Raw genomic sequence first — 18,930 nt, 5'->3', positions numbered from 1 at the left:
TCGAACAACCTTGCGGCAAGCTCTTGGGATAGCCCACGCTCGTGCCTCCACCACCCGCTCAGCAGAGCCAGATTTGTCGTTGATGGCACGGAACTTGCGCAGTCATTCGCAGATGCGTCACGGACCGAGAGTGTCGTCCCATGAATTCGATCACCAAAAAGGCCGCCCGACGTTGCTGGGACCGCCTGCAATTACCTTATCCCAAAATTGGGAGCAACGGCTTCAAAAGGGATAACTCATCACCTCAATTTTGTCGATCGCGCGGCCATCGAACCGCAGCCATCGATCAGACTTCCGCCTCGTTGCACTCATTGCGACCGCCTTGGTGCTTGCGACAACCGCTCAATTCTGGCTGCCAGGATAACCACATATGGCGACGGAACTTCCTGCTTCAAAGCAATATAGAGATCGTCGATCATCCCCCCATCAAGGCCTCGATCGAGGACACCGCGTTCGGCTTGCTTGGTTCGCAGTGAACAGGCCGCACTTCGACGAATGCGATCGATGCGACCGCGCCGAGAACTCTCCCGCATTGTCGACGGTTGGGTCCGTCGGCCCTCCGATGAGGCCTCGGATGCGTCGGGCGCCGAGGCCTCGACTGATGCCGACTGGCCGCCGCCGGAAGGTCTCGCGGCTTTGATCCCCGGCGATGTAGCCACCCCTGCTGCAACAGCTCCTAGCCGGAGAACTCATTCATGACCGAATCGGCGACAGATTTAGTGGACGCGGCTTTGTTCGACCGAGATCGGCTTGACCCAGAAAGTCCCTATCAACGTTCTGGCCCTGCATGGGGTGCCATCATTTCGCTTTCCTTCGGCACCTTCGGGCTTGTGACGGCAGAGTTTCTGCCCGCCAGCGTTCTGACACCGCTCGCGCATGATCTCCGTATCACCACGGGCACGGCTGGACAGGCGCTAACAGCGACCGCAATCGTCGCGGCGATCTCGGCACCGATAATCGCCATCGTGACAAAGCGTCTGGACCGCAGGGTCGTCATCTGGGCGATGACGCTCCTGCTGATCCTGTCGAACGTTCTGGCGGAGGTTGCGGGGTCGCTGCCGGTTTTGCTGGCGGCACGCGTCGTCCTTGGCATATCGCTTGGTGGTTTTTGGTCAATTTCGGCAGCGTTGGCGATGCGGCTGGTTCCAAGTCACCTCATGCCGCGCGCCATGTCGATCATCCTCACCGGCGTTTCTGTCGCCTCCGTCTGCGCGGCTCCAATCGGCGCTTATGTCGGTGACATTTGGGGATGGCGAGCCTCGTTCAAGGTCGCCGCAATCGTGAGTGCCGTTGCGCTGCTCGTGCAACTCGTAACCATTCCGCCACTGCCTCCGATCGAAGTGCGCAGATTCCGCAGTCCGCTGGACGTCGCGAAGAATCCGGCGATGAAGGTTGCGGTGCTAGTCGTGCTATTGGTCGCTTCCGGCCATTTTGCCAGCTTCGCCTACATCCGCGCCTTTCTCGAGAGCGTTCCTGCGCTCGACAAGAAGTCGATCCCGCTCGTGTTCCTTGCTTTTGGCACGGCCGGCGTCTTCGGCAATTTAGCCGGCGCATTCCTCACCAAACACAGTCTCAAGGCGGTCGCGGCCCTGCCGCCCCTGCTCATTGCCGTAGCCGCTGTCTCGCTCCTGACTATGGGAGCATCGGCCTTGACCTCGGCAATTGCAGTTGCCGTATGGGGCTTTGCTTTTGGCGCGGTCCCGGTCGGATTGCAGACATGGATGGTGCTACGCGCCGCTCCGAAACAGGCCGAGAGCGCTGGTGTACTGATGGTCATAACCTTCCAAGTGGCCATCGCAGCCGGCACAACTTTCGGTGGCCTATTGGTGGATCACACGGGTATTGCCAGTGTCTTTGTCTACAGCGCGGTTGCTACGTTCCTCGCTGTCTTGACAGTATTTTTGCTCGGCCCGAACCGCAAAACCTGACCGCCTGGTGGGGAGTGACGACGGTCGGCGGCGTTCACGCTATTGTCACCTCTGAGCTCGGCCCAAAGGCCGCGGCTTCGTCGTAACCATGCGGTCGATGGGGCAGCGCCAAATTGCTTCCTGCTCATCGCGTTACGATAATACAGCGCGCTTATTGCGTCATCGTGTCCCCGATCTCGGCTTCAATGCCCGGCTACTGGCTGCGGAGGCAGATGGGCGCCGGCGTCCCACCGACGACGATCGGTCTTTTCTCATGTAGCTGTCGGGGAAACGAGGCAGGTTTTCCGCCAGAACCCGCCAGTCGTCGCGCTCGCGTTCGCCTTCCTTGCGCGCACCGAACAACTGGATGATAATCTTGCCGTCGGACCCATATGCTTCGAGCGAGGTGACGTGACTGTCATTGGTCGGCTTGCGCACGGCCCAAACCTCACGGATTTGGTGGGTCCTGAGATGCAGCCGGAACGTTTCGTCCAGCACATAGATGCACGGCCCGATCTGCTTGACCGACTTGATTAAGCCGGAATGGGTCTGGATAGAACCTCGGTTGCCGACGAAGCACATGATCGGCAATTCGTCTTCGGCCGCACGCTGGAGCACGGCGCCAACTGCGGCATTGTCGAGCAGCCAAGCGTAATCCTGGCCGACCATGCGCAAAGCCTGGCAGCGGCTGAGCTTGAGCGTCTTTAGAAGGTTGACGTCAGTCAGCCGGCTCCAGTGCTCGCGTAGGTCGTCCACCGTGCCGGCCCAGTCCGCAGTCCTCGCGCCCAGGTCGGCTACTCTCGCCTTAAGCGACATGGTCGGCTCCTGGTTGGCGGATACGAGCTCGGCCACCAGCTTTCGATAGGCATGAAGGTTGGAGACCGGCCTGAGATGCACCTTATGCACTGCTGCGCCGGTGGCGTCGAAGAATTGCAAACTGCGCTGGATTCCGCCGCGATGGCGCCTTTCAACAGCGAAACCATACCTCCAAGCCTGCGGGAAGACGCGAAGGTCGAATTCGTCACCAAGGACCATGGCGTGATTGTTGCCGGTTATCACTCTGTTGAAGACGCCAATCTTTTCGTGCACGGCACCTTGATTGCGGGTCAGCGCCCTCACTTCGCCCACGAATTCGAGGCCCGTCAGAAGGTGATTGACGCGCGGGTCGATGCGTGCCGCGCCGAAACCGCAATGGGCCGCGACCAGTTCCGCTTCCGAAATGGCCAATTGGGCGGCGAAATCACGCGCGGGAATGTTCGGACAGACTTCCCACGCACGCCGGATTTCGTTGGGCGACCGCTTCTTGCGCTGATCCATGTTTTTACCCCCGCCCCGTTCTTCTTTTGACGATCGATCGAAAAACGGGCCTCAGGGGTGTGCACGGCGGACGCGATCGATCGTCAGGCACATGCCAGTCGAATCCTGTCTCCGGGCGGTCAGCGGCCAATCGCCGGTAGAGAGCGATTGTTGGGTGGTCGGCGCCAATCGGCCGATCGAGCATTCGGGTACCACCGGCGGTGCTGCTTTCCCACTCAAGGCGGGTCTGATGGATCATATTGCTTTCCTTCGTTCTTCGATTGCGAGGGCAACCCAAAGGTGAATCGGCCGGCAATTTTGCCGCCGCAACGAAGGCTTCACAAAAATCGTGCCAGTTGCTCCGCGGCAAGCTCTGAACATCTTTGGCTCTGTTCATTGCTTTACGCGTGAGTGCATCGCGAACTCAGGCGCCCTTCCTGTGACGCGGACGCGACAAACCCGACAGTAAGTGTCGGTTGTCGGACGTCTCCCCAGCAATCGAGCATAAGAGACGTCGGGATGTCCTACGGTTTTTGACACGTCTTCCCTTTGGCACGGTCCATGCGAGATGATCCGCGAAAACGTCGGACCGAGGAGAAATCGAGCCATGATTACGCTCACCGACAACGCTGTTGCCGCCATCAAGGCCGCTCTTTACCGCGCCAGCGAGCCGGCGGAAGGATTTCGCATCATGGTCCATGCCGGCTGCGCCGGCTTCCAATACTCAATGGGCCTGGAGAGCGTCTCACGTGAGGGCGATGCGATCATCGAGCGAGATGGGCTCAAGGTGTTCATGGATAGAGGCTCCCAACCCCATGCCGCCGGCATGACCGTGGACTTCGTCACTGGGCTCGAAACATCCGGCTTTGTTTTCGATAACCCCAATGCGCGTGAGACGTGCGGCTGCGGCAAGTCCTGCAAATGATTGCGAGGGAACAGGCTATGTTCGACTATAGCGACGCCAAGGAATACTGCGTCGAACCGGTAACCGCCGGCGCTCTGGAACCGGCCGACACGCACTGTCGGCCCGGAACAATTGCGTTCGGTGATGCGCGAAATCGCGATCATCGATCGTTGCCGTGGGCAAGCAAACAAAATTGCCCGAAACAGCTGAATTCCCGGCGGATGCCGCCACCAAAGGGCAATGTCGACAGCGACCGGTCAGCCAAGCCATCGCTCGCCCGGCCGCCCACCTTACCAGATACGATATGCGCCAGAGGTTCAATGGCCCGCCTACCCTTGAATCATTTCAGCAGTTGAAGGATCACTCCCATGAGCCCTGTCTATCTCGACAACAACGCAACGACGCGGGTTGATCCTGCAGTCGTTGGAGCGATGTTGCCTTTCTTTACGGAGCAATTTGGCAATCATTCGTCCATGCACACCTATGGCGCATCGGTTGCTGAAGCCGTGAGAAAGGCGAGGCAACAGTTGCAAGCCCTCATCGGCGCGGGATTCGAGGACGAGATCATCTTCACCTCGGGCGGGACTGAAAGCGACAGTACAGCCATCCTTTCGGCGCTGGAGGTGATGCCCGACCGAACGGAAATAGTGACTTCCGCGGTTGAACATCCGGCCGTTCTGAAGTTGTGCGCGCACCTTGAAAAGACGCGCGGCGTCAAGGTGCACATTATCCCAGTCGATCACCACGGCCGGCTCGACCTGGACGCCTACAGAACCGCCCTCACCCCACAAGTGGCAATCGTCTCGATAATGTGGGCGAACAATGAGACCGGTACGATCTTTCCCGTGGTTAAGCTTGCCGATCTAGCCAGGGAAGTCGGCGCGCTTTTCCACACTGATGCAGTGCAGGCGGTCGGAAGGCTTCCGATTGAGCTGAAATCGACCGCGATCGACATGCTGTCGCTCTCCGCCCACAAGCTGCATGGTCCAAAGGGGATAGGCGCGCTTTATGTAAGACGTGGCGTGCGCTTCTCCTCCATGATCAAGGGTGGGCACCAAGAGCGCGACCGGCGTGCAGGCACTGAAAACACACCCGGCATAGTCGGACTGGGCATGGCGGCCGAACTCGCCTTGAAATTCATGGACGAGACAAAACGAATAAAATGGTTGCGCGACCGCCTTGAGAACGGGATCATCCAGCGCATCCCAAACACATCCATCAACGGCGATCCGCAAGAGCGATTGCCAAACACTGCAAACATTGGATTCGAAGGTATCGAAGGCGATGCAATCCCAATTGTCCTGAGCCGGCTGGGAATCGCCTGTTCCGCCGGGTCCGCCTGTGCCTCTGGCTCACTGGAACCGAGCCATGTTCTGATCGCTATGAACGCGGCATGTGGGGCAGTCCGCTTCTCCTTGTCGCGTGACAACGGCGAAGATGACGTAGACCGCGTGCTTGAGGTCCTGCCTGCGATCACCGAGAAGCTACGGGCCCTTCCCAGTGCTGGACTGTGCGGGCGAGGTGCAGAACAGCTTCATTCCGGCCCGGGTCCGAGCGGCACAATAGCCGACGAGCCGTGAGGTCTTCCTCAACGTGACGACCCTGCGCAATGGAGAGCGGTCAAACCCGGGGTCGCCTTCACCACTTCAGAAAAGCTTGAGATCACCAAGTCTCTTGCCCCAGCCGCCGTGTCAGAGGTCGGCACGCCGTCAGCAATGTCACCAACGCATCGACACCACAATTTCGCGCCGGGAGAATACAATGAACTGCTCCGCTGACAGCCGCCCGATCGATCGCACCGATATCCTGGCGCGACTGAAAGGCCTGTCGGCTGCGGAGGACTTCTTCGCCTGCCTTGGCGTCTCCTACGACCCGAAAGTGATGAATGTCTCGCGGCTCCATATCATGAAGCGCGTGGGCCAATACCTTGCCGAAGAAGATTTCTCCGGTCTGCCTGACCAGGTAATCGCCGCGCGGGTGCGCGCCAAGCTGGAACGCGCCTACGAAGATTTCGCGACTTCCTCGCCGCTCACGCAACGTGTGTTCAAGGTGCTAAGGGACCACGATCCAAACATATGTCCCGCACCTGGCCGCGCCTTCGTCCCGCTCGACTCTGCACTGAAGCGGTTCGGAAAGTAATGAGCCCGACACGGCTGCGACGCGACAATGTCGAGAAGTCGACAAATCCAGTCCTCATGACGCTCCTCGGAAGCAAACGAAGCCACCTTCTGGAATAGAGGCAGGCAGAAGACTTGGCATGAACGATGCAGGCATGAGGTGAACCGCCAAGCACGCATCCGGACTGGGAGCTTAGAGAAATCGCCAATGCACATCGTAATCTGCATCAAGCAGGTGCCGGATTCGGCACAGATCCGCGTCCACCCGGTGACGAACACGATCATGCGTCAGGGTGTGCCGACCATCATCAATCCTTACGACCTGTTCGCCCTCGAAGAAGCGCTCAAACTGCGCGACGTTCATGGTGGCGAGGTTACTGTGCTCACAATGGGTCCGCCCATGGCGGAGGACTCGCTGCGAAAGGCGCTCGGTTACGGTGCTGACCGAGCAGTTCTCTTGACGGACCGCTATTTTGCCGGATCCGATACGCTGGCGACCTCCTTTGCTCTTTCGCAAGCAATCGCAAAAATTGGGGAGACTTTCGGCAGGCCGGACATCGTCTTCACCGGCAAGCAGACGATTGACGGCGATACCGCCCAGGTCGGACCCGGCATAGCCAAGCGCCTGGATCTATCGCAACTTACCTATGTCGCGAAGATTGCCTCCATCGATCTCAAAACGCGCGAGATCGAAGTCGCGCGTCGCGCCGAAGGCGGCACCCAGTTGCTGAAGAGCAGACTCCCTTGCCTCATTACCATGCTGGAAGACACCAACGAAATCCGCCGGGGCTCGCTCCAGCAGGCTCTTTGCGCGGCGCGCAGCCAAGTCGTGAAGTGGACTGCAGCCGACGCCGGCATTGACGATCTCACCCGGTGCGGTCTGCGTGGCTCGCCGACAGTCGTCAAGCGTGTTTTCGCCCCCACCGCACGGGCAGAAAGCGCGGCGCAGATCGACACCGCGGAAAGGGGCTTGCAGGACATAGCCGATGAACTCATCGCCGATATCTTAACCCGCCGGCCGGCGCTGGAACATGAGCTGGCCTTCAACAGCGGCACGTGACGGCCAGGAGCAGAAAATGTCGACCGCAAGCCAAACTACCCCTCGCATTGCCCCCGGCCGTGCCGGTGTAAAGAAAGAACTTCCCGACCGTTTCAAAGACTACCGGCACGTGTGGGTCTTCCTCGAGCTCGAACGCGGCAATGTGCATCCTGTATCATTCGAACTGCTGGGTGAAGGCCGCAAATTAGCCGACAAGCTTGAAGTCCAGCTCGCGGGCGTCGTGCTGGGACCGCCGGGCGAGATGGTCGAGGACGCTGTTGCCGAGGCCTTCGCTTACGGGGCGGATCTTGTCTACATCGTCGATGCGCCGCCGCTCGCCGACTACCGGAACGAGCCGTTCGCCAAGGCGCTCACGGATCTGGTCAATACCCATAAACCCGAAATCCTCCTTCTCGGCGCGACCACACTGGGCAGGGATCTTGCGGGCTCGGTAGCGACGACCCTGCAGACGGGGCTCACGGCCGACTGCACAGAACTTGATGTAGATTCCGACGGTTCACTCGCCGCGACCCGTCCGACTTTTGGTGGCTCGTTGTTGTGTACGATCTATACACTAAACTACCGGCCGCAAATGGCGACGGTGCGACCAAGGGTCATGCCTATGCCGCAGCGGGTGGATAAGCCGGTCGGGCGTGTCATGCGGCACAAGCTGTCGCTCGTTGAGGACGATATCGTCACCAAAGTCCTCGGCTTCCTGCCGGATAACCAGTCGGCAATGGCAAATCTTGCCTATGCGGATGTCGTGGTTGCGGGAGGCCTCGGTCTCGGCGCGGCGGAGAACCTTCAGCTTGTGAAGAATCTTGCCCGAGCGATCGGCGCCGAGCATGGCTGTTCGCGCCCCTTGGTCCAGAAGGGCTGGATGCCGGCTGATCGGCAGATTGGCCAAACTGGCAAGACCATTCGACCGAAGCTTTACATCGCGGCCGGAATTTCCGGCGCCATCCAGCACCGAGTTGGGGTCGAGGGGGCCGATCTCATCGTCGCGATCAACACCGATCCGAACGCGCCGATTTTCGAGTTCGCCCACCTCGGGATCGTCACGGATGCAATCCGCTTCCTGCCCGCACTGACGGAAGCCTTCACCCGGCGGCTGTCGCCGCACAGTCGAGACAAGCTTGCGAGTTGAGGGAGAGGACATGATTGAACAATTCGATGCCATTGTGGTCGGAGCCGGCATGTCCGGAAACGCAGCTGCTTACACTTTGGCAAGCAAGGGGCTGAAGGTACTGCAGTTGGAGCGCGGGGAATATCCGGGCTCTAAGAACGTCCAGGGTGCCATAATGTACGCGAACATGCTGGAGAAGATCATCCCGGACTTCCGGGATGATGCGCCCCTCGAGCGGCACCTGGTCGAACAGCGACTTTGGGTGATGGACGACACGTCTCACACCGGAATTCATTACCGGTCGGACGACTTCAATGAGGCGAAACCCAACCGCTACACGATCATCCGCGCCCAGTTCGACAAATGGTTTTCCCGCAAGGTGCGCGAGGCTGGCGCGACGGTCCTGTGTGAGACGACCGCGACGGAACTCGTCCGTGATGGCAATGGCAAGGTGATCGGCGTCCGCACAGACCGGGCTGGCGGAGTGGTCTTCGCGAATGTGGTCGTTCTCGCAGAAGGGGTGTCGGGATTGCTTGGCACTCGCGCAGGCCTGCGCGAGATGCCGAAGCCGGAGACCGTGGCGCTTGCCGTCAAGGAAATGCATTTCTTGCCCGAAGAGGTCATTGGCCAGCGGTTCGGTGTCAAGGGCGATGAAGGCTGCGTAATCGAGGCCGTGGGCACGATCTCTCGCAGCATGGCCGGGCTCGGCTTCCTTTACACCAACAAGGAGTCGATTTCACTCGGCATCGGCTGCCTGGTCTCGGATTTCGCCGCGACGATGGAGAGCCCGTCCGCCCTCCTAGATGCGATGAAAAACCATCCTTCGATCCGGCCGCTGATCGCTGGCTCGGAGGTGAAAGAATATGCCGCCCATCTTATCCCCGAAGGTGGTTACAGGGCCATTCCGCAGCTCTTCGGCGACGGTTGGGTCATCGTCGGCGACGCAGCGCAACTGAACAATGCCATTCACCGTGAGGGTTCGAACCTTGCCATGACCTCGGGTCGTGTCGCGGCTGAGGCGATCGTCAAAGTCAAAAGCCGCAACGGTCCTATGACCAAAGCGAACCTTGCGCTCTACAAGACGATGCTGGATGACTCCTTTGTGATCAAGGATCTTAAGAAATACAAGGACATGCCAGCCTTACTCCACACCAATTCCAGCAACTTTTTTGACAGCTATCCGCGGTTGATGTCGCATGCCGCTCAGAACTTCATGCGTGTCGACGGCACGCCGAAGATCGAGAAGGAAAAGAACACCACGGCCGCCTTCATCAACGCGCGCTCGCGCTGGGGGTTGGTCAGCGACGCGGTCCGCCTGGCATTGGCATGGCGCTGAAGAGGGTACAAGATGACGATCGCAGTGACGAAGGTTCGTGTCGAGGACAAGCTTTACCAGAACCGCTATCTGGTCGATTCCGGCCGCCCCCATATTATAGTGCGACCGCACGACAAGCCAAGCGCGAACTTGCTTGCGTTGACCTACGTCTGTCCAGCGAAATGCTATGAGTTGAATGACAAGGGTCAAGTCGAGATCACCGCCGACGGCTGCATGGAATGCGGCACCTGCCGGATATTGTGCGAGAAAGGCGGCGACATCGAGTGGAACTATCCGCGCGGCGGCTTTGGTGTCCTGTTCAAGTTCGGATGATCAGCCAGGACCGTGCCAAGAGCATGCCGGCAGCGAGCAACTGCGGCACACCATGAGCCTCTCCATCCACTTGCAAAGAGCTAGTGAATATTGGCCTTTCGCAATTCAAATTTCCTCGACTCGTTAGCGGTGTCCTCAGGCCACGGCGGTGCCCTGTGCGCCGGACTTACCACCGGTCACGTGGTCGAGCCCCTTTGGGACAACGTCCGGCCATCGTGCCGGATGGCAGCCACAACGGCCGGTGAGCAAGTGGAACGGCACAACCCATGACAAAGACGTATGTGCTAGTGCATGGTGCCTGGCATGGCGGATGGTGTTGGCGGGACGTGGCCGCCAATCTTCGCAAGATGGGATACTACGTGACCACGCCGACCCAGACAGGTGTCGGCGAACGCGCACATTTGCTGTGCAAGGACATCACGCCCGACACATTCGTGACCGACATCGTCAACCACATTGTGACGGAAGAGCTGAGCGATGTGATCCTTGTCGGTCACAGTCTAGGCGGCATCAGCATCACCGGCGCCGCCGACCGGATACCCGACCATATCAGCCATCTCGTTTATCTCGACGGCGCCATCGTCGAGAGCGGTCAAAGTGTATTCAGCACCATGCCCCCCGACATCGTCGCCGCCCGTCGAAAATTGGTTGCGGAGGAAGGACGGGGTATCTTCATGCCGACTCCGCCGCCAACAGCATTCGGCATTCCCGAGGGACACTCGCTCACGGACTGGGTGCGGCGCCGGATAACACCGCATCCGGCAGGCACCTACGAAAGCGGACTTAAGCTCGTGCACCCGCTCGGCAACGGCAGGCCCCGAACCTATGTCGTCTGCACTAATCCACTCCACCCGCCGATGGCGGGAGCGCGAGAATGGGTCGCGAAGCAGGATGGCTGGGCGTGGCAGGAACTCGCCACTGGCCACGACGCAATGATCCTCGCACCGACGGAAGTTGCTCTCCTTCTTAGCGCTGTCGGCTGAGGAACCAAGTAAAGGGTGAGCGGCGGCCGATTCTCAGGCCGCGGCCTTGAGTTCTGGTGCACGGATGTAGGCCCAACGGGTCGTTCCGGTGGCGCCACCGAAACCACCGCCGGAACAAAGGCGGGAGTGGCCTGTCCTGCGGACGTAGCAAGCTTGCGAGCGTTCCGCCGCGGCCGCAGCCCGTAGCGCCGGGCAACCTCCGAGATCACCGCGTTCGGCTCCAGGGTCTCGGCGATGACTCCGTCCCTTGTCGTCCATCGACCAATGCCGTCGACTAACAGCGCCGTTGATCACCTCGAAACGCCGAGGCTGCCGCTCAGGGTCAATCGTAAGTTCAAGTTCAGACACAAGCCGATCTCCGATCCACCTCAGAATGGCAGGCCCACAGATCGCGGGCACTCCTGGAAGGACACAGCGCTTACCCTTGAAATATGGAGAACCATGGCTTTACGCCGTCGGCAGTTGAGCTGATCTCGCAATGCTATTTCCCCCGGCAACGTCCGCGAGCTGGAGAACTGCGTGTAAAGAACAGCCACACTTGCGCGTTCTCCTCTGGAAGGAACCAATCTTTCGGAACGTGGCAATGTCATCGACGAGCTCTCACGGCCCAGCACGATGCCGGTTCGGCGCATCGGCGCCCCTGAACACGAGATAGCCGGTTGCGATTCTAACGATACGGCCGGACCGGCGCTGGGTCCGCGGCGGACGGAGCGTGACCGGCTGATCGACACAATGGAGAAGGCCGGCTGGGTTCAGGCTAATGCGGCTCGAATTCTCGGCCTCACGCCGCGACAAGTCGGCTAGGCGATACGCCGGCATAGCATCGAGGTGAAGGAAATTCTAAGAGCCTGGATGAGCCAATCGTCAGGCCAGTGGTCTTGCGCGCCCTCTGCGCGACAAGGAGTGCTTTGTGCTTCTGAACGGATTTGGACTTGCACTGTCGCAAGCAGGACAAAATTGTGTCGCGCCGGCCTCACACAACCCGACATCGACCCAAATAGTGAACTGAAGCCGCTTTTTTAAGTTGGTATGGCTCTTGCACCTTGAACCGCGACGTACCAGCAACGGAGCCGTTTGATGTCCTCACCGATAATTTCGATTGAGGGGCCGACTAGCACGACATCCGAGGGTTTTCTGGCAGCCGCGAAATCCGGTGGCTGCGCACCGTCCTCCTACGGCTCGTCGCCGACCAGCCCGGGCGATGTGGATCCGGCTATTTGGGACAAGATCAAGGATCACCCCTGCTTTTCGGAGGAAGCGCATCACTATTTCGCGCGTATGCATGTGGCGGTCGCGCCGGCTTGCAATGTCCAGTGCAACTACTGCAATCGCAAATACGATTGCGCCAACGAGAGCCGGCCTGGTGTTGTGTCTGAGAAGCTGACGCCCGACCAAGCGCTACGCAAGGTCATCGCGGTTGCCAACAAAGTTCCGCAGCTTTCGGTTCTTGGCATCGCTGGGCCGGGGGATGCCTGTTACGACTGGGAGAAAACGAAGGCAACGTTCGACCGCGTCATCAGGGAAATCCCCGACATAAAGCTGTGCGTCTCCACCAACGGGCTCGTGCTGCCGGACCATGTCGCCGAGCTTGCCGAAATGAATGTTGATCACGTGACGATCACCATCAACATGGTCGACCCGGAAGTCGGCGCAAAGATTTATCCTTGGATCTTTTATGAAAATCGCCGCTACTTCGGCATCGAAGCCGCTCGAATCTTGCACGCGCGGCAGATGTTGGGCCTGGAAATGCTGAGCGCGCGCGGCATCCTCACCAAAATCAACTCGGTGATGATTCCTGGAGTGAACGACCAGCACCTGTTTGAGGTGAACAAAATGGTCAAGGAGCGGGGCGCGTTCCTGCACAACGTGATGCCTCTGATTTCGGACCCGGCACACGGCACACACTACGGACTCATCGGGCAGCGCGGCCCAACGGCAATGGAGATGATGGCCCTTCAGGATCGACTTGAAGGTGGCGCCAAGTTGATGCGCCACTGCCGGCAGTGCCGGGCAGATGCTGTCGGCCTGCTCGGTGAAGATCGTGGCCAGGAATTCACGCTGGACGGGATTCCCAACGATGTCACCTACGAGGCTGGCAAGCGTCAGGCCTATCGGCAGGTGGTCGCACACGAGCGCCGTGATCATGAGGCGGCGAGGGGCGAGGCCATCGGTATGATCAAGGCAACAGACTCCGAAAAGTCGCTTCTGGTTGCGGTGGCCACTAAGGGAGGTGGACGCGTCAATGAACACTTCGGCCACGCGAAGGAGTTCCAGGTTTATGAAGTCTCGCCTAGAGGGATCAGCTTGGTCGGGCATCGGAAGGTCGAGCGGTATTGCCTCGGAGGCGGGGGCGAAGACGCCACCCTCGAGGGCGTCATCGCTGCGCTGGAAGGCATACACATAGTCCTATGCGCCAAGATCGGAAATCGCCCGAAGGAACAACTCTCGCGAGCTGGACTGCGCGTAACCGACGCCTATGGCCATGACTACATCGAGACCGCAGTCAGCGCACTTTACGCGGCAGAGTTTGGGATCAGACCACTAGCGGCGACGGCCTGAGCCGTCTCGTCCGATAACCAGGAGTTAGAATGGCTTTCAAGATCATCGCATCCCAATGTACCCAATGCGGGGCCTGCGAGTTCGAATGTCCCTCGGAAGCGATCAAGTTCAAGGGCGACGCCTATGTGATCGATCCAAACAAGTGCACCGAATGCAAGGAGGCCTTCGATACGCAGCAATGCGTGTCGGTCTGTCCGGTATCGAAAACCTGCGTTCCCGCTTGATTCCTGCCGAAACGGTCGGGTTCGCCGCACGAGGACGCCTGCAAACCGGGACCACACCAAAAGCCTCGAGAAAGGAGTGGACACCATGTGGTCCAGACGCGAACAGGAGGTCGAAATCGGCAGACCGCCACGGTTCATGCAGGGTGAGCGGGTCCGTGCGACACGCCACATAAAAAACGACGGCACCTATCCCGGCAAGGAGGTCGGCGAAAACCTCGTGCGGAAGGGCGACGAAGGCTACGTGCGCGACATTGGAACCTTTCTCCAGCAATTCTTCATCTATGCGGTCGAATGGATCGATCGTGGCACGGTCGTCGGCATGCGAGCGCGCGAACTCATTAGCCTCGACAAAGTCGAGGTTCCCTGCGGAGCTGAAGGCATTTCCAACGGAGGAACAGCCGGATGAAAGTAATGATTCGCAGGACCGCTACTGGCTTGTCGGCTTATGTCCCCAAGAAGGATCTCGAAGAGCCGATCACCGAGATTGAGAACGCAGACTTATGGGGCGGGACCGTGACGCTCAGGAACGGTTGGCGGCTCATGCTGCCCGACCTTCCGCGCGATACGCGTTTGCCGATCACCGTCGAGGCGATGAAGATTTCCGACGGGGCCTGATGCCGGTGGGTTCAGTGGCGGAAAGGAAACGCGTATGAACACGATGCTGAGCTGGGACCATCTCGTCGTCGTCCGGGGCAGTTTTGCCAAAAAGCTGATTGACCTGCTGAAGGGCGCTCTCAAGGCCGATCGAGTGATCCCCTATCTCGGTCCTGGTCTTCTGCAGCTTAACGCGCCGGAATCACCTGTACCTTGCACCCCGGAAGATGTCGCCGCGGCACTCAACAAGCGGGCGCCTGCCCCTTCCAGGATTCGCACCAATATGTGGTCGGTCGCCCAGTTTATCGAGCAGCGCCGACATCGTCGGACTCTTCAAGCGTGGATGGCGGAGATATTCGCAGCCCCCGCCGAGCCGACCGTTCTTCACGCCTGGCTCGCAACCCTTCAACTGTCTGTCATCATCGACAGCTGGTACGATGGCGCCATGCGGGCAGCCCTTGCAGAGGCCGGCCAAACAGACGTTGTCGAGATACAAGGAACGACGCGCGCGACCGGAATTGGTAACATCTGGACGAGAACTTACGATTTGTCAGGAACAGAACTCGACGCCGAACAAGTGGCAAGGACGGTGCTCTATGCGCCGCACGGCAGCGTCAGGCCGGCCGCAAACTTCCTCGTGGCTGATTCCGATTACGTCGAAGTCCTAACCGAAATTGATATCCAGACGCCGATCCCGGACGTGGTGAAGCAACGGCGCGTCAACCGGGGCTTTTTCTTCGTTGGCTGTCGCTTCAACGATCAGGTGCTGCGCACATATGCCAGACAGATGATGAAGCGCTCCACTGGCCCACATTTTGCGGTGATCGATTCGGCTACGCTGACCAGAAACGAACGTCGTTTCCTTGCCGAAGGCGCAATCACGGTCATCGACATGCCGATCGGCAACGCCGCGGCTCGCCTCGTCGGGGTCGATGCTAGCCAGGATTAATGGCCGGCGATTGCTGGTGAGTCGCTTGCCTCCAAGGGCGAAAACTCAGTTGGGAATACATCTGAGCAGTAATGCTACTGGCAGCACAACGAAGGCTCTGAATTCGTTGGGCCATGTGAAAGGGCCCGCTGCTGCGGGACGTGAGCACGTTGCGGCGGCATTACGCACATGATTTTGTGACACCCGTGGCAAAAGAACTGAAGCGCCCGAGCCGAACCGCGACAAGATATGCAGCGCTCAATAGCTTCGGCAGAAATTTGGCACAGTTTCGACAGTTCGCATGCACCTCCAGGGTCAAGGAGGCTGATTATGCCTGTTTATGTGGGTTGGCGACGCGAGCAGGAATTCCCACTACCTTTGCCCCGGCGGGAACATCGCGTGTGACCACGCTGCCAGCGCCTACGACCGCATTATCGCCAATCGTGACGCCAGGCAGAATGATTGCTCCACCGCCGATCCAGACACGGCTGCCAATGCGAACAGGACGCCCGACCTGCAGGCCGGCCTGCCGCTGCTCGGCATCATGTGGATGATCGGCGGTATAAATCTGCACGGCAGGCCCAATTGCCGTTCCTTGCCCGATTTTGACCTCTACCACGTCAAGAATAACGCAGTTGAAGTTGATGTAGGCATTGGCGCCAATGCGGATATTGAATCCGTAGTCGCAAAAAAAGGGCGGACGGATGACCGTTCCGCGCCCAACCTCTCCCAGCCGCTCGGACAAAAGCTCATGCCAATGCCCCGTGGTCTGCCCCAGCGTATCATTGTACCGCTTGAGCCAAGCCCCGGTGGCCAACAGGTCAGCTTGGATCTCCGGATCCGCCGCATTGTAAAACTCGCCTGCGAGCATCTTTTCTTTTTGGCTACGCATCATAGTCTCCCGTCAGGTCGTGTCCCGTGTAGTGATGCAGGAACGCACATCAAACTGGCCTCGGCAACTTTGTAACTCGGTCTTGCCGGGCGCGCGGTCACGAGCCGGGGCGACAGTTTCGTCTCGACCAACTTCTGCGAAGTTGGAAATATCGCAGATCAACCGGTCGCAGGGGCCAATACCTGACGAAGTCGGCAACTGTCCAGCGCTCGAACTCACTTTCATGCCCATCTCAGATTGGCGCGATGTCGAGCGGTAAGCGATCAGCTTATGTATCGACCAGGCCCGCCAGCGGAGATCTGTGCGTCGCCTCTACGCATGCTGGCGTGTCACCAATGATACATCGACTATTTCTGGATTTCAGGCACGTCGGATTGATTTTCCCTTGCGGTGTAGAGCGAAGTTACTAGCCATAGGATTCCTCCTTCTTAGTTTTGTCAGTCGCAGAGCCCCAGTACGACTGGTGGTAGAAAGCACACGGCCGGAATCTTGGCAGCGCTGTTCACACCCACGTTCGTAAGGTGGCCGATGGGCTCGGCGCCAGAGCACCAATGCTTGACCTGCTCCAGCTCTTGCTCGGCGGGTTGTTTCAGAGACGCTTGATCTCGATACCGCGTTTTCTCAGCACGTAGCCGATCTGGCGCGGGGTCAAACCGAGCAGGCGCGCCGCCTTTGCCTGCACCCAGCCACACTTTTCCATGGCAGCAATGACCGTATCGGCATCGGGCACCCTACCACGAGTCGTGGCAGGGCCTATCGGCGCTTGCCCGTCGCCGACGGGCGGGGCGGCACAGGCGGCGGAAGGCTCGATCGTAGTCGACTTCTCTGACGTCGGCGGTCCGTTCTTCCACAGCGCCGCGGCCAAGCACTGATCCGCGTAACAGGCAAAGTCAGTTCTGAGGATTGATGGACCCGTCGCCAGAACTGCCGTCCGTTGAACGCAGTTTTCGAGCTCTCGGATGTTACCTGGAAATTCGCAGTTCATTAGCACCTCAATCGCTTCGGGAGCGAAGGTCAGCGTGTGATCATTCTCAGTATTGAAATTCTTGAGAAACTGAGCGGCCAAGAGCGGAATATCACCTCGCCTTTCGCGCAATGCCGGCACGCGTAAAGTGACGACGTTGATGCGATAATAGAGGTCTTGCCGGAACTCCTTGCGTTGAACTGCCGTTTCCAAGTCCCTGTTCGTTGCGGCAATCACGCGAACATCAACTTTAATGGTGTGGTTGCTGCCGACGCGCTCAAACTCCTGCTCCTGCAGGACACGCAGCAGCTTAGCCTGGAACGAACCTGATATTTCGCCAATCTCGTCCAGAAACAATGTGCCTTTGTCGGCAGCCTCAAAGCGCCCCTTGCGCAAACTGCTCGCGGCGGTGAAGGCACCCTTCTCATGACCGAACAAGTCAGATTCCAGAAGCGTCTCGGTGAGCGCCGCGCAATTGACCTTGATGAAGGGCTGCTTGGCGCGAGGCGAGAGCTCGTGAATGGCTTTGGCAACCAGCTCCTTGCCGGTTCCGGATTCACCTCGCAACAGGACCGTAGTCTTCGCCTTGGCCACCTTGACAAGGTGCTCACGCAGCTTGCGCAGCGCCTGACTATCGCCAAGCATCTCCTTTCTGATCTTTTTACGCTCCATTTGGCAGCCCATCCCACTCCGCCACCCGCCGGTAGAACTGCACTGGACGGTGAGCTGTGTTGTATTTCGTCATCATCATTCTCGATCTCACCTTTGTTGCTTCGAAATTTCCGGCGCGCTCGGCAAATGGCAATGGCGCCTGAGCATCGTTGCCTTTCACCAGGACGAGCGTCTTCTCCTCCGCGCGGGCGCTCGCAATATGCGGTTTGCGCAGGCCTTTACTCGACCGGTCGCCGTTCTGTCCGGCTTCTGCCGCACCGCAGCCTGCAAACCCATCGTTGACGCAAGAGAGGGAGGGGTCAATCGAGCTCTCCTTGCATTTGTGCAAGGAAAATTGTCAGTTTGATAGAAATCTATCAAAACGGCAGAAACGCCCCGCCCCCAGTTTGGCTGTACCTGCGGCGTTCAGCGTACGTGACGACATGTGCGGACTTGTCCCAATTGCCATCCGAGTTGTGCGGAACAGTAGCCGCTGCGCTGTTCGCTTCAACCGCGTGATGCCGGAGACAGTAGAGGCGGCGGCTCGTCGAGCGAGGCTTCATTGTTCGGCTACTAAACCGGCTGTCCTTTGGTGGGAGTTGGTTTCGCCCAAGTTCTGGGCCTGGGGGGCGTCGGCCCGTTTCGCCGCACAGGCTCCTTCCACATCGTCGAGGCCGAGAAAGAGGGGCCCCACAGCTCCCCCTGTATCACAATGCNCTAAACCGGCTGTCCTTTGGTGGGAGTTGGTTTCGCCCAAGTTCTGGGCCTGGGGGGCGTCGGCCCGTTTCGCCGCACAGGCTCCTTCCACATCGTCGAGGCCGAGAAAGAGGGGCCCCACAGCTCCCCCTGTATCACAATGCCCCGCCCCTCAAGCAGCTAGATACGACAGGTGACCTCAAATGAGGCGTCTTGCATGGCTTCTACACCTGCCTGAATGCCAGAACTGCGTTCGTGCCGCCCATGGCGAAGGCGTTGCTCATGGCGACGCGCACCTTGCGCTCGCGCGGCACATTGGGGGTGATGTCGAGGTCGCAAGCGGGATCTGGCTCGCGATAGTTGGCGGTCGGCGGCACGACGTCCTCTTGGATTGCCATCACG

The 18,930-nt window shown here is 59.3% G+C and carries 18 protein-coding genes and 4 pseudogenes; 17 read left to right on the top strand and 5 right to left on the bottom strand.

Annotation, left to right across the window (positions count from 1 at the left end):
- Window positions 1–140 precede the first annotated feature (140 nt).
- Both CIT25_RS36190 and CIT25_RS09350 read left to right on the top strand, forming a co-directional pair.
- Window positions 141–476, top strand: coding sequence for a hypothetical protein (locus CIT25_RS36190; protein WP_127294325.1), 336 nt, complete (start codon window positions 141–143; stop codon window positions 474–476).
- 219 nt (window positions 477–695) lie between these two features.
- Complete coding sequence (locus tag CIT25_RS09350) at window positions 696–1,928, top strand: MFS transporter (protein ID WP_095484281.1); 1,233 nt, start codon at window positions 696–698, stop codon at window positions 1,926–1,928.
- Window positions 1,929–2,192: 264 nt separating this feature from the next.
- Here the strand turns inward: CIT25_RS09350 and CIT25_RS09345 are convergent.
- Window positions 2,193–3,224: pseudogene (locus CIT25_RS09345) on the bottom strand (hemin-degrading factor); the annotation flags it as partial.
- 586 nt (window positions 3,225–3,810) lie between these two features.
- On the opposite strand from CIT25_RS09345, the gene CIT25_RS09340 reads away from it, so the two are divergent.
- The 15 genes and pseudogenes from CIT25_RS09340 (at window position 3,811) to CIT25_RS09275 (ending at window position 15,346) form a co-directional block, all read left to right on the top strand.
- Window positions 3,811–4,128 carry a HesB/IscA family protein gene (locus tag CIT25_RS09340; protein WP_095484279.1) on the top strand — a complete coding sequence of 106 codons (318 nt, stop codon included), beginning with the start codon at window positions 3,811–3,813 and terminating at the stop codon, window positions 4,126–4,128.
- Window positions 4,129–4,145: 17 nt separating this feature from the next.
- Complete coding sequence (locus CIT25_RS36185; protein WP_126038026.1) at window positions 4,146–4,463, top strand: hypothetical protein; 318 nt, start codon at window positions 4,146–4,148, stop codon at window positions 4,461–4,463.
- A 12-nt stretch (window positions 4,464–4,475) separates the two neighbouring features.
- On the top strand, window positions 4,476–5,687 hold the full coding sequence (nifS, locus tag CIT25_RS09335; RefSeq protein WP_095484278.1) for a cysteine desulfurase NifS: 1,212 nt from the start codon (window positions 4,476–4,478) through the stop codon (window positions 5,685–5,687).
- Window positions 5,688–5,868: 181 nt separating this feature from the next.
- The gene (gene nifW, locus CIT25_RS09330; RefSeq protein ID WP_095484277.1) at window positions 5,869–6,246 is read left to right on the top strand and encodes a nitrogenase stabilizing/protective protein NifW; all 378 of its coding nucleotides are present in this window, start codon (window positions 5,869–5,871) and stop codon (window positions 6,244–6,246) included.
- 186 nt (window positions 6,247–6,432) lie between these two features.
- Window positions 6,433–7,284, top strand: coding sequence for an electron transfer flavoprotein subunit beta/FixA family protein (locus CIT25_RS09325; protein ID WP_095484276.1), 852 nt, complete (start codon window positions 6,433–6,435; stop codon window positions 7,282–7,284).
- A 16-nt stretch (window positions 7,285–7,300) separates the two neighbouring features.
- Complete coding sequence (locus CIT25_RS09320; protein WP_024505237.1) at window positions 7,301–8,410, top strand: electron transfer flavoprotein subunit alpha/FixB family protein; 1,110 nt, start codon at window positions 7,301–7,303, stop codon at window positions 8,408–8,410.
- A 10-nt stretch (window positions 8,411–8,420) separates the two neighbouring features.
- Window positions 8,421–9,725 (top strand): FAD-binding protein, encoded by a 1,305-nt coding sequence (locus tag CIT25_RS09315; RefSeq protein WP_095484275.1) that lies wholly within the window; start codon window positions 8,421–8,423, stop codon window positions 9,723–9,725.
- A gap of 12 nt (window positions 9,726–9,737) precedes the next feature.
- A complete protein-coding gene (locus CIT25_RS09310) occupies window positions 9,738–10,037 on the top strand; it encodes a ferredoxin family protein (RefSeq protein ID WP_024505235.1) in 300 nt (99 codons plus the stop codon).
- A 266-nt stretch (window positions 10,038–10,303) separates the two neighbouring features.
- A complete protein-coding gene (locus CIT25_RS09305; protein ID WP_095484274.1) occupies window positions 10,304–11,020 on the top strand; it encodes an alpha/beta fold hydrolase in 717 nt (238 codons plus the stop codon).
- Between the two features lie 428 nt (window positions 11,021–11,448).
- Window positions 11,449–11,824 (top strand): annotated as a pseudogene (locus CIT25_RS38445) (helix-turn-helix domain-containing protein); the annotation flags it as partial.
- 273 nt (window positions 11,825–12,097) lie between these two features.
- Window positions 12,098–13,579, top strand: a complete 1,482-nt coding sequence (gene nifB / locus CIT25_RS09295) for a nitrogenase cofactor biosynthesis protein NifB (protein WP_095484273.1) — start codon at window positions 12,098–12,100, stop codon at window positions 13,577–13,579.
- Window positions 13,580–13,608: 29 nt separating this feature from the next.
- A complete protein-coding gene (locus tag CIT25_RS09290; protein WP_095484272.1) occupies window positions 13,609–13,803 on the top strand; it encodes a 4Fe-4S binding protein in 195 nt (64 codons plus the stop codon).
- Window positions 13,804–13,888: 85 nt separating this feature from the next.
- Window positions 13,889–14,209 carry a nitrogen fixation protein NifZ gene (locus tag CIT25_RS09285; RefSeq protein WP_095484271.1) on the top strand — a complete coding sequence of 107 codons (321 nt, stop codon included), beginning with the start codon at window positions 13,889–13,891 and terminating at the stop codon, window positions 14,207–14,209.
- Window positions 14,206–14,418, top strand: a complete 213-nt coding sequence (gene nifT / locus CIT25_RS09280; RefSeq protein ID WP_024505230.1) for a putative nitrogen fixation protein NifT — start codon at window positions 14,206–14,208, stop codon at window positions 14,416–14,418. The genes CIT25_RS09285 and nifT overlap by 4 nt, the downstream gene beginning before the upstream one ends.
- Before the next feature lie 34 nt (window positions 14,419–14,452).
- A complete protein-coding gene (locus CIT25_RS09275; protein ID WP_095484270.1) occupies window positions 14,453–15,346 on the top strand; it encodes an SIR2 family NAD-dependent protein deacylase in 894 nt (297 codons plus the stop codon).
- 307 nt (window positions 15,347–15,653) lie between these two features.
- On the opposite strand, the gene CIT25_RS09270 is transcribed toward CIT25_RS09275, so the two are convergent.
- From CIT25_RS09270 to CIT25_RS09255, 4 genes and pseudogenes are all read right to left on the bottom strand, one after another.
- On the bottom strand, window positions 15,654–16,220 hold the full coding sequence (locus tag CIT25_RS09270; protein WP_095484269.1) for a sugar O-acetyltransferase: 567 nt from the start codon (window positions 16,218–16,220) through the stop codon (window positions 15,654–15,656).
- A 586-nt stretch (window positions 16,221–16,806) separates the two neighbouring features.
- Window positions 16,807–17,850: pseudogene (gene nifA, locus CIT25_RS09265) on the bottom strand (nif-specific transcriptional activator NifA); the annotation flags it as partial.
- Window positions 17,843–18,181, bottom strand: coding sequence for a hypothetical protein (locus CIT25_RS36180; RefSeq protein ID WP_127294319.1), 339 nt, complete (start codon window positions 18,179–18,181; stop codon window positions 17,843–17,845). The pseudogene nifA and the gene CIT25_RS36180, both read right to left, overlap by 8 nt.
- 571 nt (window positions 18,182–18,752) lie before the next feature.
- Window positions 18,753–18,930: pseudogene (locus CIT25_RS09255) on the bottom strand (beta-ACP synthase); the annotation flags it as partial.

Origin of the sequence: Mesorhizobium mediterraneum, assembly GCF_002284565.1 — a bacterium.
In the GTDB taxonomy this organism is placed as follows: domain Bacteria; phylum Pseudomonadota; class Alphaproteobacteria; order Rhizobiales; family Rhizobiaceae; genus Mesorhizobium; species Mesorhizobium mediterraneum.
Note: the sequence above shows the minus strand (reverse complement) of the source record. Positions and strands in the feature narration are given on the sequence as shown.

What these genes read in the sequence shown, in the direction of transcription:
- nifS (WP_095484278.1), top strand. Translation starts at nt 4,476, where the DNA reads ATGAGCCCTGTCTATCTCGACAACAACGCAACGACGCGGGTTGATCCT.
- CIT25_RS09320 (WP_024505237.1), top strand. Translation starts at nt 7,301, where the DNA reads ATGTCGACCGCAAGCCAAACTACCCCTCGCATTGCCCCCGGCCGTGCC.
- CIT25_RS09310 (WP_024505235.1), top strand. Translation starts at nt 9,738, where the DNA reads ATGACGATCGCAGTGACGAAGGTTCGTGTCGAGGACAAGCTTTACCAG.
- CIT25_RS36190 (WP_127294325.1), top strand. Translation starts at nt 141, where the DNA reads ATGAATTCGATCACCAAAAAGGCCGCCCGACGTTGCTGGGACCGCCTG.
- CIT25_RS09285 (WP_095484271.1), top strand. Translation starts at nt 13,889, where the DNA reads ATGTGGTCCAGACGCGAACAGGAGGTCGAAATCGGCAGACCGCCACGG.
- nifB (WP_095484273.1), top strand. Translation starts at nt 12,098, where the DNA reads ATGTCCTCACCGATAATTTCGATTGAGGGGCCGACTAGCACGACATCC.
- CIT25_RS09290 (WP_095484272.1), top strand. Translation starts at nt 13,609, where the DNA reads ATGGCTTTCAAGATCATCGCATCCCAATGTACCCAATGCGGGGCCTGC.
- CIT25_RS36185 (WP_126038026.1), top strand. Translation starts at nt 4,146, where the DNA reads ATGTTCGACTATAGCGACGCCAAGGAATACTGCGTCGAACCGGTAACC.
- CIT25_RS09275 (WP_095484270.1), top strand. Translation starts at nt 14,453, where the DNA reads ATGAACACGATGCTGAGCTGGGACCATCTCGTCGTCGTCCGGGGCAGT.
- CIT25_RS09340 (WP_095484279.1), top strand. Translation starts at nt 3,811, where the DNA reads ATGATTACGCTCACCGACAACGCTGTTGCCGCCATCAAGGCCGCTCTT.
- nifW (WP_095484277.1), top strand. Translation starts at nt 5,869, where the DNA reads ATGAACTGCTCCGCTGACAGCCGCCCGATCGATCGCACCGATATCCTG.
- CIT25_RS09325 (WP_095484276.1), top strand. Translation starts at nt 6,433, where the DNA reads ATGCACATCGTAATCTGCATCAAGCAGGTGCCGGATTCGGCACAGATC.
- CIT25_RS09305 (WP_095484274.1), top strand. Translation starts at nt 10,304, where the DNA reads ATGACAAAGACGTATGTGCTAGTGCATGGTGCCTGGCATGGCGGATGG.
- nifT (WP_024505230.1), top strand. Translation starts at nt 14,206, where the DNA reads ATGAAAGTAATGATTCGCAGGACCGCTACTGGCTTGTCGGCTTATGTC.
- CIT25_RS09315 (WP_095484275.1), top strand. Translation starts at nt 8,421, where the DNA reads ATGATTGAACAATTCGATGCCATTGTGGTCGGAGCCGGCATGTCCGGA.
- CIT25_RS09270 (WP_095484269.1), bottom strand. Translation starts at nt 16,220, where the DNA reads ATGATGCGTAGCCAAAAAGAAAAGATGCTCGCAGGCGAGTTTTACAAT.
- CIT25_RS09350 (WP_095484281.1), top strand. Translation starts at nt 696, where the DNA reads ATGACCGAATCGGCGACAGATTTAGTGGACGCGGCTTTGTTCGACCGA.